This is a genomic window from Pararhizobium sp. DWP3-4 (genome assembly GCF_049898205.1).
Classification (GTDB): domain Bacteria; phylum Pseudomonadota; class Alphaproteobacteria; order Rhizobiales; family Rhizobiaceae; genus Pararhizobium.
Genome location: NZ_JAFCXF010000007.1, coordinates 325,969 through 343,903 on the forward strand (window position 1 = coordinate 325,969; position 17,935 = coordinate 343,903).

The 17,935-nt window shown below is 61.7% G+C and carries 12 protein-coding genes; 6 read left to right on the forward strand and 6 right to left on the reverse strand.

What is annotated here, in order from left to right:
* The first annotated feature begins 3 nt into the window (after positions 1-3).
* The 6 genes from ACP7E6_RS19980 (at position 4) to ACP7E6_RS20005 (ending at position 5,863) form a co-directional block, all read left to right on the forward strand.
* Positions 4-690, forward strand: coding sequence for a phosphoribosylanthranilate isomerase (locus tag ACP7E6_RS19980; protein ID WP_426231453.1), 687 nt, complete (start codon positions 4-6; stop codon positions 688-690).
* Positions 687-1,907 carry a tryptophan synthase subunit beta gene (trpB, locus tag ACP7E6_RS19985; protein WP_426231454.1) on the forward strand — a complete coding sequence of 407 codons (1,221 nt, stop codon included), beginning with the start codon at positions 687-689 and terminating at the stop codon, positions 1,905-1,907. The genes ACP7E6_RS19980 and trpB overlap by 4 nt, the downstream gene beginning before the upstream one ends.
* A 4-nt stretch (positions 1,908-1,911) precedes the next feature.
* Entirely contained in the window at positions 1,912-2,751 is an 840-nt protein-coding gene (gene trpA, locus ACP7E6_RS19990) for a tryptophan synthase subunit alpha (RefSeq protein ID WP_426231455.1), read from the forward strand.
* Between the two features lie 50 nt (positions 2,752-2,801).
* Positions 2,802-3,716, forward strand: a complete 915-nt coding sequence (accD, locus tag ACP7E6_RS19995) for an acetyl-CoA carboxylase, carboxyltransferase subunit beta (RefSeq protein ID WP_113247428.1) — start codon at positions 2,802-2,804, stop codon at positions 3,714-3,716.
* 129 nt (positions 3,717-3,845) lie between these two features.
* Positions 3,846-5,189 (forward strand): bifunctional folylpolyglutamate synthase/dihydrofolate synthase, encoded by a 1,344-nt coding sequence (locus ACP7E6_RS20000; protein WP_426231456.1) that lies wholly within the window; start codon positions 3,846-3,848, stop codon positions 5,187-5,189.
* A 44-nt stretch (positions 5,190-5,233) separates the two neighbouring features.
* On the forward strand, positions 5,234-5,863 hold the full coding sequence (locus tag ACP7E6_RS20005; RefSeq protein WP_426231457.1) for a GNAT family N-acetyltransferase: 630 nt from the start codon (positions 5,234-5,236) through the stop codon (positions 5,861-5,863).
* 59 nt (positions 5,864-5,922) lie between these two features.
* Here ACP7E6_RS20005 and trxA read toward each other — a convergent pair whose 3' ends face one another.
* From trxA to ACP7E6_RS20035, 6 genes are all read right to left on the reverse strand, one after another.
* Positions 5,923-6,246 carry a thioredoxin gene (trxA, locus tag ACP7E6_RS20010; protein ID WP_060640366.1) on the reverse strand — a complete coding sequence of 108 codons (324 nt, stop codon included), beginning with the start codon at positions 6,244-6,246 and terminating at the stop codon, positions 5,923-5,925.
* Between the two features lie 90 nt (positions 6,247-6,336).
* Positions 6,337-9,903: a double-strand break repair helicase AddA gene (gene addA / locus ACP7E6_RS20015; RefSeq protein WP_426231458.1), complete on the reverse strand. Its 3,567-nt coding sequence runs from the start codon at positions 9,901-9,903 to the stop codon at positions 6,337-6,339.
* Positions 9,893-13,084, reverse strand: coding sequence for a double-strand break repair protein AddB (gene addB / locus ACP7E6_RS20020; protein WP_426231459.1), 3,192 nt, complete (start codon positions 13,082-13,084; stop codon positions 9,893-9,895). The genes addA and addB overlap by 11 nt, the downstream gene beginning before the upstream one ends.
* A 4-nt stretch (positions 13,085-13,088) precedes the next feature.
* Positions 13,089-13,823 carry a nucleotidyltransferase family protein gene (locus ACP7E6_RS20025; RefSeq protein WP_426231460.1) on the reverse strand — a complete coding sequence of 245 codons (735 nt, stop codon included), beginning with the start codon at positions 13,821-13,823 and terminating at the stop codon, positions 13,089-13,091.
* Between the two features lie 42 nt (positions 13,824-13,865).
* Entirely contained in the window at positions 13,866-15,353 is a 1,488-nt protein-coding gene (gene tsaE / locus ACP7E6_RS20030; protein ID WP_426231461.1) for a tRNA (adenosine(37)-N6)-threonylcarbamoyltransferase complex ATPase subunit type 1 TsaE, read from the reverse strand.
* On the reverse strand, positions 15,353-17,833 hold the full coding sequence (locus ACP7E6_RS20035; RefSeq protein WP_426231462.1) for an ATP-binding protein: 2,481 nt from the start codon (positions 17,831-17,833) through the stop codon (positions 15,353-15,355). Before ACP7E6_RS20035 ends, tsaE begins: the two co-directional genes overlap by 1 nt.
* Positions 17,834-17,935: the final 102 nt, after the last annotated feature.

Here is a 17,935-nt window from a genome sequence, read left to right on the forward strand (position 1 = left end):
TGCATGAAAACGGAAGTCAAAATTTGCGGGCTGAAGACTGAAGAGGCCGTGGATCGGGCCGTGGCGCTTGGTGCGGGCTATACGGGTTTCATCTTCTTTCCCAAGAGCCCACGCAATATCGAGCCCGATGATGCCGGCCGGCTGGCCGAGCGCATTCGTGGCAAGGCGAAGATCGTCGCCGTCACCGTCGATGCCGATAATGATGATCTCGACGAGATCGTCTCGGCGCTGTCGCCCGACATTCTCCAGCTTCACGGCAATGAGAGCCCCGAGCGTGTCCTGAACGTCAAGGCGGTCTACGGATTGCCGGTCATCAAGGCGCTCTCGATTCGTGAGGCTGATGATCTCCGGCGGATCGAACCCTATATAGGAATAGCCGACCGCTTCCTGTTCGACGCCAAGCCCCCGAAGGGCTCGGAGCTGCCGGGTGGCAACGGCGTGTCTTTCGACTGGAAGCTCTTGCATGCGCTTGACGAAAGCGTCGATTACATGCTTTCCGGTGGTTTGAATGCGGAGAATATCGGTGAAGCCCTGGCTCTGACCGGCGCCAAGGCCATCGATACGTCCTCAGGTGTGGAAAGCGCGCCGGGTGTCAAGAATCTGGCGCGTATGGAAGAGTTTTTCGAGGCTGTTTCCCGCGCGCAAGCGGATATGGCCGGAGCCAGAACATTGGCAGGGAGAAGCAAGTGAACGAGAAGCCAAACCTGAATTCGTTCAAGACCGGACCCGACGAAGATGGCCGCTTCGGTATTTTCGGTGGCCGTTTCGTCGCCGAAACTTTAATGCCGCTTATCCTCGACCTGCAGGCCGAGTGGGACAAGGCCAAGACCGATCCGGAATTCCAGGCCGAGCTGAAACATCTCGGTGCCCATTATATCGGCCGCCCCAGCCCGCTCTATTTCGCCGAACGCCTGACGGAGCATCTTGGCGGCGCCAAGATCTACTTCAAGCGCGAAGAGCTGAACCATACCGGTTCGCACAAGATCAACAATTGCATCGGCCAGATCCTTCTGGCCAAGCGCATGGGCAAGACCCGCATCATCGCCGAAACCGGTGCCGGCCAGCATGGCGTGGCGTCCGCCACCGTTGCCGCCCGCTTCGGTCTTCCCTGCGTCGTCTATATGGGCGCGACCGATGTCGAGCGCCAGGCGCCGAACGTGTTCCGCATGAAGCTGCTCGGTGCCGAGGTCAAGCCGGTCACGGCCGGATCCGGGACGCTGAAGGATGCGATGAACGAGGCCCTGCGTGACTGGGTCACCAATGTCGACGATACCTATTACCTGATCGGCACCGCTGCCGGTCCGCACCCCTATCCGGAAATGGTCCGCGACTTCCAGTCGGTGATCGGCATCGAAGCCAAGCAGCAGATGCTCGAGGCCGAAGGCCGCCTGCCGGATCTGGTCATTGCTGCCGTCGGTGGCGGATCGAATGCGATCGGCATCTTCCATCCGTTCCTTGACGACGAATCGGTCAAGATCGTCGGCGTCGAAGCCGGCGGCAAGGGCCTGGAAGGCGACGAGCACTGTGCGTCGATCACGGCGGGCTCGCCGGGCGTGCTGCACGGAAACCGTACTTACCTGCTGCAGGACAGCGATGGCCAGATCAAGGAAGGCCATTCGATATCGGCCGGCCTCGATTATCCCGGCATCGGTCCCGAACATTCCTGGCTCGCCGACATCGGCCGTGTCGATTATGTGCCGATCATGGACCATGAGGCGCTGGAAGCGTTCCAGCTGCTCACACGGCTTGAGGGGATCATTCCGGCACTGGAGCCGAGCCACGCGATTGCCGAAGTGATCAAGCGGGCGCCGACGATGGGCAAGGACGAGATCATCCTGATGAACCTGTCGGGCCGCGGCGACAAGGATATCTTCACTGTCGGCAAATTGCTTGGAATGGGGCTGTAACAGCATGACCGCACGCATGGACAAACGATTTGCCGATCTGGCTGCCGAAGGCCGGCCGGCGCTGGTCACCTATTTCATGGCTGGCGATCCGGATTTCGACACATCGCTGGCAATCATGAAGGCCCTGCCGTCTGCCGGTTCCGATATCATCGAGCTCGGCATGCCCTTTTCCGACCCGATGGCCGATGGTCCGGCAATCCAGCTGGCAGGTCAGCGCGCGCTGAAGGGCGGCCAGACTTTGGCAAAGACCTTGGAAATCGCCCGACTTTTCCGCGAAGGCGATCAGCACACGCCGATCGTTCTGATGGGGTATTACAACCCGATCTATATCCATGGCGTCGAGCGTTTTCTCGACGACGCTTTGGCGTGCGGTATCGACGGCCTGATCGTTGTCGATCTGCCGCCCGAAATGGATGATGAGCTGTGCATTCCAGCGTTGAAGAAGGATATCAACTTCATTCGCCTGGCGACGCCGACCACGGACGACAAGCGGTTGCCGAAGGTTCTCGAAAATACGTCCGGTTTCGTCTATTATGTTTCGATGAACGGCATCACCGGCTCGGCTCTGCCTGATCCCACTGTTATCGGCGGTGCCGTACAGCGGATCAAGGGCCATACGAAACTTCCGGTCTGCGTCGGCTTCGGCGTCAAGACGGCTGAGCATGCCCGTGCCATCGGCGCATCGGCGGATGGTGTGGTCGTTGGCACCGCTATCATCAACCAGGTGGCGTCCAGCCTGACAGAAGACGGACAATCAACAGGGGCAACGGTACCGGGCGTGGAAACGCTGGTTCGCGGCCTCGCGGCCGGCGTTCGTTCCGCGAAACTTGTCGCGGCCGAATAAATGCCCATATTCTGGGCCACGACCGGTTTTGACTATTCAGGAGTTTGGATTTGAACTGGATCACAAATTACGTTCGACCGAAGATCAACTCGATGCTCGGTCGCCGGGAAGTTCCGGAAAATCTCTGGATCAAATGCCCGGAAACCGGCGAGATGGTGTTTCACCGCGATCTCGAGGAAAACAAATGGGTCATCCCCGCATCCGGCTTCCATATGAAGATGCCGGCCAAGGCGCGGTTGAAGGATCTGTTCGATGACGGCGTCTACGAAGCTCTGCCGCAGCCGAAGGTGGCGCAGGACCCGCTGAAGTTCCGCGATTCGAAGAAATATGTCGATCGCCTGCGCGACAGCCGCATCAAGACCGATCTTGAAGACACGATCGTCGCCGGTGTCGGCCGCTGCCGTGGCGTCAAGCTGGTCGGCGTCGTGCATGAATTCAACTTCATGGGCGGCTCGCTCGGCATGGCCGCCGGAGAGGCGATCGTCAAGGCGTTCGAAAAGGCAATCGCGGAAAAATGCCCGCTGGTGATTTTCCCGGCTTCGGGCGGCGCCCGCATGCAGGAAGGCATCCTGTCGCTGATGCAGCTGCCGCGCACCACTGTTGCCGTGCAGATGCTCAAGGAAGCAGGACTTCCCTATATCGTCGTGCTGACCAACCCGACCACGGGTGGCGTGACCGCGTCCTATGCCATGCTGGGTGACCTGCATCTGGCCGAGCCCGGTGCCGAGATCTGCTTTGCCGGCAAGCGCGTCATTGAGCAGACCATTCGCGAAAAGCTGCCGGAGGGTTTCCAGACGTCGGAATACCTGATGGAACACGGCATGATCGACATGGTCATCAAGCGTCACGATATTCCAGACACGCTGGCCCGTGTCCTGAAGATCCTGATGAAGAAGCCCGTCGATGCCGCCAAGCTGAATGGCAGCACCGCGATCGCTGCGGTCCCCATGGCCGCCAGCGCCTGAGCTTAAAAATACGAAGGGCGCTCGGGATTGCCCCGGTCGCCCGCAAGCGATGAGATCATTTGGGATTGGCGCGTCTTGAGCGCGCTTGAATGAGCGCCCGGCGCTCCGGCGGCAGTTGGAGGAGCGGTGATGAGCACGGTGCAGGTGTCCGAAGCTGGGCAGGAAATCGACAAGCTGCTCGCACTTCACCCGAAGGGCTTCGACCTTTCGCTGGACAGGATCACGCGGCTTCTCGCTGTGCTTGGCAACCCGCAGGACAGGCTGCCACCCGTCATCCATGTGGCCGGCACCAACGGCAAGGGCTCGGTCACCGCTTTTTCCCGCGCCATCCTCGAGGCCGCCGGCCTCGCCGTCCATGTCCATACGTCTCCGCACCTGGTCAATTGGCACGAGCGTTATCGCCTCGGCAAAAAGGGCGAACGCGGCGCGCTGGTCAGCGATGCCGTGCTGGCCGATGCCGTTCGCCGCGTCGGCGAGGCCAATGCCGGCCAGAAGATCACCGTCTTCGAAATCCTGACAGCGGTCACCTTCGTGCTGTTTTCAGAGCACCCGGCCGATGTCGTCATCATCGAAGTTGGCCTCGGCGGACGGTTCGATGCCACCAATGTCATCAAGACCCCCGCCGTTTCCGTCATCATGCCGATCTCGCTCGATCATCAGGCCTATCTCGGCGATCGCGTTGAACTGATCGCAGCCGAGAAGGCCGGGATCATGAAGCGCGGCTGCCCGGTGGTGATTGGCCACCAGGAGGAAGACACGGCGCGCGACGTGCTGATCTCTATCGCGGAACGGCTGAAGTGCCCGCTTTCGGTCTATGGACAAGACTTCATGGCGCATGAGGAATTCGGCCGTTTGGTCTATCAGGATGAATTTGGCCTTGCCGACCTGGCGGTTCCGCGCCTGCCCGGCCGCCATCAATATGCCAATGCCGCCGCCGCCATCCGCGCGGTAAAGGCCGCTGGTTTCGATATATCCGATGCCGTCATCGACAAGGGGCTGGTTACCGTCGAATGGCCGGGCCGCCTTCAGAGACTGACCGAAGGCAATCTGGCGCGCCTGGCGCCGGCGCGATCGGAAATCTGGGTTGATGGCGGGCATAATCCAGGCGCCGGTCAGGTTATTGCCGAAACCATGGCCAATCTGGAAGAGCGTGACCCGCGACCGCTGTTCATGATCATCGGCATGATCAACACGAAGGATCCGGTCGGCTATTTTCAGGCCTTCAAGGGGCTGGCCGAACAGGTGTTCACCGTGCCGATCCGTGGCTCGGACGCGGGGATAGATGCGGTGGCGCTGGCAGACGATGCAGCTTCGGCAGGCTTCGAGGCCGGCGCGATGGCAACGGTTGCCGAAGCGCTCGGAGCGATCACGGCGATGTTCGACGATGATCCGGTGGCACCGCGTATCCTGATCGGCGGCTCGCTCTATCTGGTCGGCGATGTTCTGGCCGACAACGGTACGCCGCCGAAGTAAAGCGCTACGGCGTGGCCAAGTGCATTCCTGATCAGAGAGAGCCCATGTACGACAATAATCCTGAATTGCCAGAGGGCTATTCGCCCGTCCCGGCCGGCAAGGTTGCCAATGTCGTGACGTTTCTGGAAATGCGAAAGCGCCCGCCGGAAACGGCTGGATTGCCGGAATTGCCGTTCACCTTGAAACGCCTCGGTCCGCAGAACCTCGATGTCTACCGGCGTCTGTTTCGCGATGTCGGCGAGGACTGGCTGTGGGGGTCGATGCTCGGTGCGGGTGATGACGAGGTGCGGGACATCCTGTCCAATCCGTCGATGGAAACCTATGCGCTGTGCGACGGTGACCGCGATATCGGCTTGCTGGAGCTCGATTTCCGCATTTCCGGTGAATGCGAAGTGGTCTATTTCGGCATCGTCAAGGACGCGATCGGTAAGGGAACCGGCCGCTTCCTGATGAACCAGGCGATCGCCAAGGCCTGGGCGCAGCCGATCGAACGGTTCTGGCTGCACACCTGCACATTCGATCACCCGGCCGCCGTCGGCTTCTACCAGCGTTCCGGCTTCAAGCCTTACAAGCTGATGGTCGAGGTTCATGACGACCCGCGTGTGATCGGCCTGATGCCGAAAACCGCCGCCCCGCATGTTCCATTGCTGGAACCTGTATCCGGGGCTGAATGATTGGACAGAAACGAAAAAAGCCCGGTTTCCCGGGCTTTTTAAGTCAATCTGAACGCCACTTACGCGGCAGCGTTGGAAATCCAGGAAGTGAGAGCCGTCTTCGGCGCAGCACCGACCTTGATGTCGGCGACTTCACCGGCCTTGAACATGGCGAGTGTCGGAATCGAACGCACGCCATACTGGGCGGCGATTTCCGGGTTCTCGTCGATATTGACCTTGGCGACCTTGACCTTGCCGGCCATTTCAACGGAAATTTCTTCCAGGCTCGGAGCAATCATCTTGCACGGGCCGCACCATTCGGCCCAGAAATCGACGATGACTGGCTCGACGGAGTTCAGGACTTCGTCCTGAAAATTGGAAGTATCGACTTTTACGGTAGCCATAGGCTGCTCCTTGGTTTCGAAATCGGCGTTCTTCGAACGGTTGTCCATCATGTGATGGTTGAGCGTCAGCTTTTCAATCCCATTCCTATCTCACTTTGTCGCGAGCTCCACAAGACTGCTGTCCAGCATCGCCTGCGGCAGGGTAAGAACGGTGGGTCCGCCGGTGTAAATCAGCGCACACTGGATGTAGTGATCCGGGTAAAGCGGCTGCAGCAGGGCGCGATAAATGGCCAGCTGCGCCCGGTAGACGAAGGGGACCGCTTCAGCGGACGCAGGGATATCACGATTGGTCTTGAAGTCGGCAATGATGACGGTCTTTTCCGATACGGCCAGCCGGTCGATCCGGCCGGACACCGCAAAGTCCTTGGCGCCGAGCTTGAGCGTACCCATGACGGACACTTCCGCCCGGCTGCCTTCGGAAAACAGCGTTGAGAGCTCGGGATGCTCGATCACTTTCAGGACTGATTCGGTCAGTGCCTGCCGTTGGCCAGGAGACCAGCGCGGAACGGAGCGAAGCAGATAACGCTCGGCCGCAGTCCGTCGTTCCTCCGGTGCGATCGAAGGCAGCACCTGCAGGAACCGGTGCAGGATCGCACCGCGCAGCAGCGACGTATCGGCACCTGGCTTTTGCGAGAACAGGGCGGAGCCCATGATGGAGCCGCTCTCTTCCTCATCGATCACGGCACCCGCGCCGGAAGGGCTGAGAGGCCGGGGCAGATGTTTCTGCGGCGGCAGAGGCTGCAGCAGTGCCGGCGGCAGGCCCACGCGTTGCGCTTCCGCCGTATCCTCACCCCGTTGCTGCGTCTGCAGATCGCGGCCAACCACAGAAACCTGCCAGCGATAGCCGGTCCACTCCTGATCTCCGGCGGCAAATGTCATCGGCGCGCTGCGGCCGCGCTCATCGACGGACAGGCTGGCGGTGACCATTGCATGCCAGCTTTCAGGATTGCCGCGTTTGCCCTGATAGCCGCAGACGATCAGCCGGTCGGCGGCACGCGTCATGCCGACATAGAGCAGGCGGCGGTATTCTTCCTCGGCTGCCGTCTTCAGCCGGTCCGTATCCGCATCGACCAGGATGGTGGATGCAGCACCCGGCGGGCGCCAGACGGGCAGCGGCATCGTGCCTGGATGATCGTCCTGCTTGATCATGCGCAGGCCCGACACGTGCTGGGAGTTAAATGCCTTGCCGCCGCCATCGACCAGAAAGACCACCGGCGCTTCCAGGCCCTTCGCCGCGTGGACCGTCATGATGCGGACCTCGTTGCGCTCCTTGTCCTGCTCGCGCTTGACCGTCGGCGCTTCCATTTCCAGCCCGGAAATGAACGCCTGCAGGCCGGGTAGGCCGTTTTTTTCGTGGTCGAGCGCAAAGGTTAGAAATTCGTCGAGGATGTCGCTGACCTCGGTGCCGAGCCGTCCAAGATAGGCCGCGCGTCCGCCGTCCTGGCCAAGAATCTGCGCGTAGAAATCATGCACGGGCAGGGTACGTGACAGCGATCTGTAGCGCTGCAGCTTTCTCAGGATGGAATGGTAGCGGCTCGTCTCGTCGGCGCCGAAATCCAGAAGGTTTTTCCAGACGCTGACGGATGCCGGCCTGCCCACGGCCAAAGCGGCGATATCGTCTTCGCCAAGGTTGAACAGCGGGCTTTTCAAAACCGCAGCCAGCGACAAGTCATCCGGCGGCAGAAGCACGAAACGGCCAAGCGCCATCAGGTCCTGCACGGCGATATGATTGGTCAGCACCAGCCGGTCGGCGCCGGCAACGGGAATGTTCTGCCTTGTCTTCAAGGCCCGGGTCAGCGCGTTGACGAAGGCATCGCGCTTGCGAACGAGAACGATGATATCGCCCGGCTGCATTGGCCTTTTAACGCCCTTTTCGATCACCGTTTCCTGGCCTATCCAGTCGGCCAGGATAGAGGCGATGCGCTGTGCCAGGATATTGGCCGGCGCATCCTCCGGCGTCGCGTCGAAGGCGGCCGTCCAGTCGTCCTCCTGGATGCTGTCGGCCGGCGCGATCGCATCCCAGACCTCGACGACACCGGGATGGCCGATGCGGTTGGACGCGTGCACCACGGCATCGTTGCGGGCGCTGAGGCCGCGGGCGTGGAGCGGATTTTCAAACACGGTATCGACGGCCGAAAGCACGTCCTCGGTAGAGCGGAACGACAGCTGCAGCCGGATCGGGCTGAAGGCCTTGCCGCCATCGCGGACCCGCCGTTCGGTCTCGATACTCTCGTTGGAAAACCGCTCGGGCCGGGCGCCCTGGAACGAATAGATCGACTGTTTCTCATCGCCGACGGCAAACATCGTCCGGTTGCCACCGCGCGCCGTTTCGCCGGAGAAGAAATCCTCGGCGAGAGACTGGATGATCGTCCATTGCACCGGGCTGGTGTCCTGCGCCTCATCGACAAGGATATGGTCGATGCCCTGGTCAAGCTTGTAGTGAATCCAGCGGCTGACATCGCCCCGTGACAAAAGCATCGCCGTGCGGTTGATCAGGTCATCGAAATCCAGCTGGCTGCGGCTTTTCTTGATGTCCTCGTAGTCGTCGTTCAGCCGGTCGGCGAGCACCAGTGCCGCCTTGGTGGCCTCGAACATCGCAATCAGGTTGAGCCGGTCGGTGGCGGCAGCGATATGGTCACGGGCAGCGTTGACGAGATCTTCCAGATCCGGCGCCTTGTCGCGCATGCCCTTGGACAGGAAGGCGGAATCGGCTTTCGGCTTGCCAGCCTGGGTGAAGAACAGCCCATTCAGCGCATTGTAGCGCTGCAGCGGATCGGCGAGTTTGCCGACCGTGCGCAGGCCATCGGCAAATTCCGTAACCTTGGCTCCCCCGGCTGAAAGCGCCATGCCGATATAGCGTTCCAGCGCCGCACCGTTCAGTCCCTTCAAAGGCCAGAATCCGGCTAATGCTGTTTGGGTCGTCTCATCTGGGCCGAGCCCCAGGGCCAGGCGAAGCGCCGGATTGATACCCCCCTTAATGGAGGCTTCATCGAGAAAAAGCTGGATCGGCGTGCGCTGGGCAACGATGGCAGACAGCAGTTTTTCAAGCCCGGTATCGTCGGCGAGGTCGAGCACCGTCGCAAACGCCTCGGTCAGTTCGCGGTCGTCCTCGCTTGCAGTGGCGGTCAATAGCGCCCGCCGTGCATCGGCCAGAAGCGTGGCGGAGGCGCGGTCGTCGAGCACGGAGAAATGACCGGCGACATTGGCCTCGAGCGGAAACTGGTGCAGCAGCGCTTCGCAGAAGGCGTGGATCGTCTGGATCTTCAAGCCGCCGGGCGTTTCCAGCGCCCGCGCAAACAGGCGGCGGGCCTCCTGGCGTTTCAACAGGTCAGGCCTCTCGCCCTCGATCGCCGCGATCCGGTCATCCAGGGCGTCGTCATCCAGGGTCACCCATTCGGCCAGCCGCTCGAACACGCGGTTGGACATTTCCGATGCCGCGGCCTTGGTATAGGTGAGGCAAAGGATCGCCGAGGGCCGGCAACCGGACAAAAGAAGCCGGATAACGCGCTGTGTCAGCACATGCGTCTTGCCGGAGCCGGCATTGGCGGAAACCCAGGCGGAGCGGGCGGGGTCGGAGGCAAGTGCCTGCTTGGCCGAGGTCCAGTCGAGCCAGGCCTGCGGCGTCGGCTCTAGCGGGCCGAAATCGTCATCCTTCATTGCTGTCATCCTCGCCTTCCGCCGTTGCCCATTCGGCAACGCGGGCCAGATGGTCGTATTCGCCGCCGTAATCGCGTTCCTTCTGCACGATCAACCGGGAGGCAAAACCGTATTTGCCGCTCATCAGGGCGGCGAGAAGCCCGGTGAGCTCCTTCAGCGAATCCTCGGCCAATTGCTCGGCCGACTTGTTTTCGACATTGGCGCGCGGTTTGGCATGCTCGTTGTTGACCTCCTGAACGGCAAACCGTTCGCCGGGTTTCAGGCGGACATACAGCAGCGATTGCGGGTGTTTTGCCCCAGCTTTCTGGAAGGCGCCGGCCTTGAGCGCTGCCGCCTCCAGCGCCAGTTGTGGATCGAGCAGGGCGCGGGCCTCGTTGATCGAGGGGTTCGATCCCGTCTTGTAATCGACGATCACGGCGCTTCCATCGCCGAGAATATCGATCCGGTCGGCAATGCCGGTCAGCCTGATGTCGGAAACCCCAAGTTCCATCGAGGCGTAGAGTTCTGTGAAACTCTTGCGGACATCGCCCTGGCGGCTGATTTCCCAATCGATGAAAGCCTTGCCGACAGCGGCAAAGCGCGGCCGCCAGACGATATCGATATGGGAAGGCAGGGCCTGCTCGTCAAAAGCCTCGTTGAGAATCCGGCTCATCTCCACTTGCGCCTGCGGCGATGCCGCATCCAGGCCGGCGCGCACGAAACGCTCGGCGATCTTGTGGTACAGCGTGCCGCGCTCGGCAGCGCCCGGATCGCGGTTGAAGGGATCGATCGGCTGCAGGCGCAGGATACGCCGCGCATAGACGGCATAGGGGTCACGGCGCAGCCGGCTCACCTCGCTGAAGGAATAACTGCGCGGCTGGTGTTCCGCCGATGGTTTCGGCTCCGGCCTTTTGGCCAGCGGCTGGGTGACACCCTGATCCAGCATGCCAGCCCATTGCTGATAATCCCTGCCATTGTCGCGCAACGTTGCCGCAAAGGGCTTGCCACCGACTGCCAGAAGCCGCTGCAGCCAGCGGGAAGCGACGGTCGGGGTTGCGCCCTTGCGCATGGCGCGGGTCAGAATGAGTTTGCGCGTGCCGCAGGCCATCTGGAAATCATGCGCCAGCTGGCCGATCCGCCGCTCCGGCGGCTCAAGCCCCATCGTCGTCTTCATCGTGCGCGACAGGAATGGATCATTGGCCGTCTGGCCGGGCCAGGTGCCTTCGTTCATGCCGCCGAGAACCACCAGATCGACGCTTTGCAGGCGGGATTCGAGTGCACCGAAAATGAACACGCGGGGATGGCGCATCGAGCGCGGCTTGATCGATTCACTCGCCGACAAGGCTTCGACGATATCGCTCCATTGCGGCCCATGCGCCGTCAGCTGGCCTTCGGTGTCGATGACGGAGCGCAGCTGCGTCGCCAGTGCTTCGCCGGCTTCACCCGACCACAGCCCGGCAAGGCTGCCTTGCTCATCGATGGCGACCGCTTCCAGCGCGGCTCCGGTTTTCTCTGCCCATTGCGAGAGCGGCAAGGCTGCCGTCAGCCCCCGGCCGCTTCGGTGGTGGCGCACCAGGGTTCCCGCCAGAGGCTCGGCTGCTGCTGCAATGCGCCGGGCAAGATCGCGGGCCTGCTCGATGGCCTCGTCATCGATCCGGCCGCGCCATTCCGGCAGATGCTTTTTGCCGATCTCATGCTGCAGCGTCTGGTCGAGAAGGGTTTCAAGCTCGGAAATATCGGCGCTGCCGGTGCCGCCGCGCAGCGCCATCAGCTCCAGCGTCGTGGCCGCCGCGTTCATCGCTTCGGATGAAAGGCCGAAACGGGCGAGCGGATGTTTGAGAAGCGCCACGATGGAGACGGGATCGCCCGGCCGCAACGATGCTTCGAGCAGCAGACGCGTCAGGCTGCCGGGTCCGGTGGACGAGAGCGGCGTGCCGGCGGAATCGTCGGCCTCGATGCCGAAGCGCATCAGTTCTGCCGCCACCCGGCGGGCAAGGTCACGGTCGGGGGTGATAAGGGCTGCCTGGCTTTCCTCATTGCCGTGCAGCGCCAGACGAAGCGCAATGGCGATCGCCGTTGCCTCCTCGCGCTCATTGGCCGTTTCGATCAGCGCCGCGTCGGAGAACGCTGCGGTCAGCCGGGTGGGATCGACCCCGCCGCGCAAGGCCGTCCAGCTGCTGGTCGCCTGGACCGGCAGAAGGGCATGGGAGATCAGCTCTGCCCGGTAATCGAGATCAGGGTCCGGAGCGCCGAGTACCGCAACCTCCTGCCGGGAGACCTCCATGCGCTTCAGCAGGCGGAAGAACCCGTATTGCGGATGGCTGCGGCTTGCCGGATCCGGCCGGCCGGTCAGCGTTCCGGATTCCGGGGCGATCATCATCCACTCGGCATCGCTCATCGTCTGGTCGAGGCCGGGCAGGACGATCGTGCCGTTCGAAAGCTTCTGGACCGCAGCGATCAGCTTGGCGGTTGCCGGGATCGAGCCGGTTGAGCCGGCAATAATGATCGGGCCGGTCACCTTGCCGTTGGCGATGCGCATGGCCTCGGCTTCAAGGATGGCGTTGCGGTGGCGGGCCGGCGAGGATTGTTTTAGCTCCTCCAGCCGGGCTGGCCAGTAACTGCTGGCAATTTTCAGGAAGGCCAGAGTCAACTGCCACCACAGCGCATGGTCGGCGTCGTCGAGCTTGCCGAGCGCGTCCCAGTCCAGTTCCTCCGTCTCCATCGCGTCGATGATCTCGGAGAGATTGCGCGCCAGCCAGATGGCATCGGCGGGACTGGCCGGGGCGATCAGCGGGCTTTCCGCATGCACGTCGAGCACAGCCTTCGGCAGCTGGTTTCGCCAGGCAAGGATGAGGCAGCCAAGTTCGATCAGCCGGGCGATATTGGGCAAAGGCGGTGCGAGATCGAGGATCGCCGGGATTTCGGCATCGAAAAAACCGCTATCGTCATCGGTTTCGCCCAGCGCGCGGATCATCGGCAAGATCGCCGAGCGTCCACCAAGGCAATCAACGAGTTCCGAACGCAGCACGCGGGCCGATCGCCGGGTCGGCACGAAAATGGTCACGCCGGCAAGCGACAGCGGATCTGCGGTATCATAGCGGAAACCTGGGATCAGTTCGCCGGAGCACAGCTTTTCAACCAGGGTCTTCAGGAAGGGAAGGCCGGGTGGAATGGTGAAGACGTTGGAGACGGGATACGTCACGTCATCAGGCTCCTGTTGCAAACTGGTGGATGGCGTCCTCGGCCTGGCCGATCGCTTGGGGCGTTCCGACCGTCAGCCAATGGCCATCGAGGACGATACCGAAAAGGCGGTTCTGGGCGATTGCCCGGTCGAAATAGATGTTGAGATTGAAGGCATCATCCGGCGCGCCGGTGAAAAGGCGGCTGTGAAGGGCGATTGCGCCGGCATAAACGACAGGATTGTCCATGCCGTCCTTAAAGCGCGACAGCCGTCCCTCCGCATCGAGCGAGAAATCAAGCTTGCCGTTATGGCCGGTCGTGTCTTCGTTGCGCACGCACAAAAGCGCCATGTCCATGGTTTCCGGATCGAAGAAGGATGCGAGCCTTTCGAGATTGGACGGCTCGCCCGGCTTTTCCCCAACCCAGAACAGGTCGGCATTCATGACGAGAACCGGACCTTCGGGCAGCAGCTTCAATCCCTTGACCAGGCCACCACCGGAATTCATCAGCGCTGCCCGCTCGTCGGAAATAACGATACTTGGCCGGCTTCGCTCAGCCAGATGCGCTTCCATCCGGTCGGCGAAATGATGAACGTTGACCGCCGCCGTCGTCACGCCCGCAGCCTCCAGGAGATCGAGCACATAGTCGATCATCGGCTTTCCCGCGATCGGAACCAGCGGCTTCGGCATGGTGTCGGTGATGGGACGCAGGCGGGTTCCAAGTCCCGCAGCGAGCACCATGGCGTTTTCGATGATGGACATGGGCAGCACGTATTCCACTGAAGCTTCGACCGCTGATTCGGCCTAAAGGATTCCAGCCTTTATGCACCAATCGCGCAAGGGCGCGAGTGCTTCGTGTTGAAGCGCCACCTCAAGATAGGAAAATGTGCGCGGCATATGCTTCATGTAGAACGGCTTGCCGTCGCGCTGCATCAGGCGCACCCAGATGCCGGCGAGCTTGCAATTGCGCTGCGCCGACATCAGGTGCCAGTCGCGCCGGAACGTCGTCTCGTCGAACGCTCCGAGCACGTTGCGTTCCGCGCAGTAGAGCGAAAGCATCGCGTCGCGTAGGTCCGGTTCGATCGTCACGCGGGCATCCTGCGAGATCGAGGCGACGTCATAGGCGGTCGGGCCGATCATCGAATCCTGGAAATCGATGATGCCGATGCGGTCGAAGCCGGAGCAGTCGCCGCGCCAGATGATATTGGGCGAATGGAAATCGCGCAGCAGCAGCTTCTTTTCCGATGAAGCCATAAGATCGATCAGCTGGTCCCAAACCGCGAAATAGTCGTGGCGCTCGGCATCGGAAGCCTTTTCGCCGCGTTTCCAGGGCAGGTACCAGTCGAGCAGCAGGCTGGTCTCGATCTTCATCGCGGTGCGGTCGAAATCGGCAATGTGGTGGGTGACGGACCCGAGCGAAATATTCCGCGTCACCGGCTGCGCATGCAAATGCGCAAGGACACGCACGCTTTCCAGGTAACGCTCAGTGATCGGCTGTCCGTCCGCGTCGAGAATACCGTCGCTGCCGAGGTCTTCGATCAACAGGATGCCGGTATCGAGATCGCTCTCATAGATGTCGGGTGCGCAAAATCCCTTCTCCCTGATATCGCGGTCGATGGCGACGAAGGGGATGACGTCTTCGGCGAGATGGGCCAGCTGCTGATAATATTTGCCGTCCTGAAGGATGGGACCGGGCTTGTGACGCGCCGAGTCCATCAGGATGCGGACCGGTTCTGTGGGAACGAGAATGCGCTCATAGGCGCGCGCGGAGGCGTCGCCGCTGAGATGGCGGCGTCTGGCATGGCCATATTCGCGCTGTCTGAGGAAGGTGCGGATGGCAAGGCTGCGCTCGATCCGCGCAAGGGCGCCAGCTTCGCCGGTGATCGTGACGGTGCGTCCGTCGCCGAGATGAGAAAACGTGGCGGTCAGCCGCGACTTGGGTAATGCAGCCAGCGCGTTCTCCGGCCATTCTACCAGACAGATACCATCCGACAGGGCCTCGTCGAAACCCAGCTCGTCGAGTTCCGAAACGTCGGCCAGCCGGTAGAGGTCGAAATGCGAAACCGGGATGCGCAGATCATAGCTTTGCACCAGCGTGAAGGTGGGACTTGGAACCTCGAGCGCCTCATCGTCGGCCAGGGCGCGTAGAAAGGCGCGCGCCAATGTCGATTTGCCGGCGCCGAGATCACCCGATAGCGCCAGACAGTCGCCGGCTTTCAGGGCCAGCGCCAGATCTTCGCCAAGCTCGATCGTGGCAGCCTCGTTCTGCAGGGTGAGCTCGATCACCTGCATTATTCCGCCGCAGCGATCTGCGGCAGGTCGCCCGAAGGGATGCGGCAGGTCACTTCCGTGCCTTCGCCTTCGCGGCTGCGGATCGATACGGTGCCGTGATGCAGGCTGACGAAGCTTTCGACGATCGACAGGCCAAGTCCCGCGCCGCCATGCTGGCCGTGGCTTTCGAAACGCTTGAATACGGTATCGAGCACATCCTGGGGAATGCCCGCCCCATTGTCGGTGACGCTGAAAACGAAATCGCTGCCTTCGCGGCGGCATTTCAGGCTGACGGTGCTGCCATCCGGCGCAAAATTGGCGGCATTGGTCAAAAGCTTGATGAGGATCTGCTTCAGCCGCTGGTGATCGGCCACGAACAGACCCAGCATATCCGGCGTATCGATCTGCAGGGTGACGGCGCTTTCCTGCAGCCTGTCTGCCATCTGCAACGACACTTCATCGAGGAAATCCGTCAGGTTGATTTCCGACAGGTCCAGCTCGACGATCCCCGCATCGACGGTCGCCAGATCGAGGATGTCGTTGACGATCGTCAGAAGCAGCGAGGACGATGTCGAGATATGATCGACATATTCCGCCTGCCGTTCCGTCAGCGATCCGAAAGCGGGTGTTTTCAGGAGATCGGCAAAGCCGATGATGTTGGTCAGCGGTGAACGCAGCTCATAGGAGACGTGCTGGACGAAATCGTTCTTCAGATGGTCCGCCATCCGCAACGCATCGTTCTTTTCGGTCAGCGCGCGCTCGACCCGGGCGCTATCGGTGATGTTGACGAAAGTCAGCATCGTCTGGGCGTTGGGCAGCGGAATGACGGCGAAATCGAGGATCAAGCCGGTCCGCAGCTCCAGAATACCTTGGCAGGAGGGGCGTTCGTCGTCGAAGCTGGTGATGAGATGGGAAAACTGCTTCCAGCCATCCGGCTGGTCGTAGGACGGCGCGCAGGCAAGTTCGATGGCGCGGATATGGGTACCCGGTTTCGCCTCGATCTCGCTGATGCCCCAGAGTGCGCGGAAGGCTGGGTTGGAGAGCTTGATGCGGCCGTCTGGTCCGAACACCGCGACGCCTTCCGACAGGTGGTCGATGGTCTCGCCCTGAACCTGCACCAGCGTGTTGTAGCGTGTTTCCAGATCGACCTTTTCCGTCAGGTTTTCGAACACCCAGGTCGCTCCGCCCTGCGGGCGGGCGGTGGCGAACACGCGCAGGGTCTGGCCGTTGGGCAGGTGCCAGAGGTCGGACTGCGTCTCGATCGCCTGATAGACGGCAAGCGCTCCGTCTTTCCACTGCTTCCAGTTCAGCTGTTCCGGCAGCTTGCCGACGGCGCGCAGGCGGTCGAGGATCTCGCCATTGCCGGGCTTGCGCTCCAGGAAGCCCATGTCGAGGTCCCACAGCCGCTGGAAAGCCTGGTTGTAGAATTGCAGTTGCTGGCTGCCGTCGAAGATCGCCACCGGCGTTGCCAGGTGATCCAGCGTTTCGGCGTGGCTCTTCAGGGTGCGGTTGAGTTCTTCGCGAACCGCCTCGACGTCGGAGACGTTGATCGCCATGCCTGCCGATCCGGTCGTGCTCTTGGTATCCACCACATCGAAGAACGTCCGGTTGCCGCGCACCACGGTGGAGACTTTTTCGCGATAGGGCGAATCATAGGTGCTGATGACGCGGATCTTCTCACGCGCGACGGTTGCCAGAAGCTCGCGGCTTTCCTTGACGGCGGCTGAAGGATCGGTGGCTTCGACGGCATCGGCATAAGCGTCGTTCACCCAGAGGAGCGCGCCGTCCGGACCGCGCTGCCAGACCGGCAAATCGATCGCATCGAGCAGCGTGTGCAGGTTGGACAGCCAGCCGTGCAGGCGGTCGCGTTCCATTTTCAGTTCCGCCAGCTCGGCCCGCAGATTGTTCAATGCGACGAACCGGACGAAAGCGCGGCCGCCGGAAACGCGGCCCTGGGCCTCGATGATTTCACTTCGGCTGGTTTCGACGACAAGATCGAAACTCTCTGCGTTGGAGCGCAGCCGTTCGATGGCTTTTTCCAGCTCGGATGCCGATTGCGATTTGATCCAGCGGCCGAAAGCGAGGAAGTCGCGGTCATCCTGTGGTGCGCCGGTTTCGGCCGGCAGCTGGCCGAGAAATTCAGGTTTGTTCGCCTGGCCTTCCCAGACGACGATGCGGCGGTTCTTGTCGGCAATCAGCGCCTGGAAACGCGAAATCCGGTGATTGGCATCGGCCAGCGCCGTGTTCAGTTCGCGGTTGTCGGTCTCCATATTGCCGCGCTGCCTTATCAGCCAGATGGCCGAGAGCATTGCTGCGGAAATGACGCCGATCAGCAGGGAAAAGGTGACGACTTCGGACGAGCCGAAAAGGTTGGCGGTCGCCACGCCCTCAACTGCTGCACAGGCAGGGCCAGCAGAAGCCACCAGCGTCGAGCTCGCCATGAACCGGCGCAGCAGAGACGGAATCCGGCCGCCAGCGCGTTTCGAAGGACCTGTTTCCATGGCGTGCTTCCCCGTTTGCACCACATATGATCGATGCGCCGGAAAACCGAATCACGCGATCAACTGTGTATTCAATACCTTGAAGCGTGCCCCGGCCTTTCG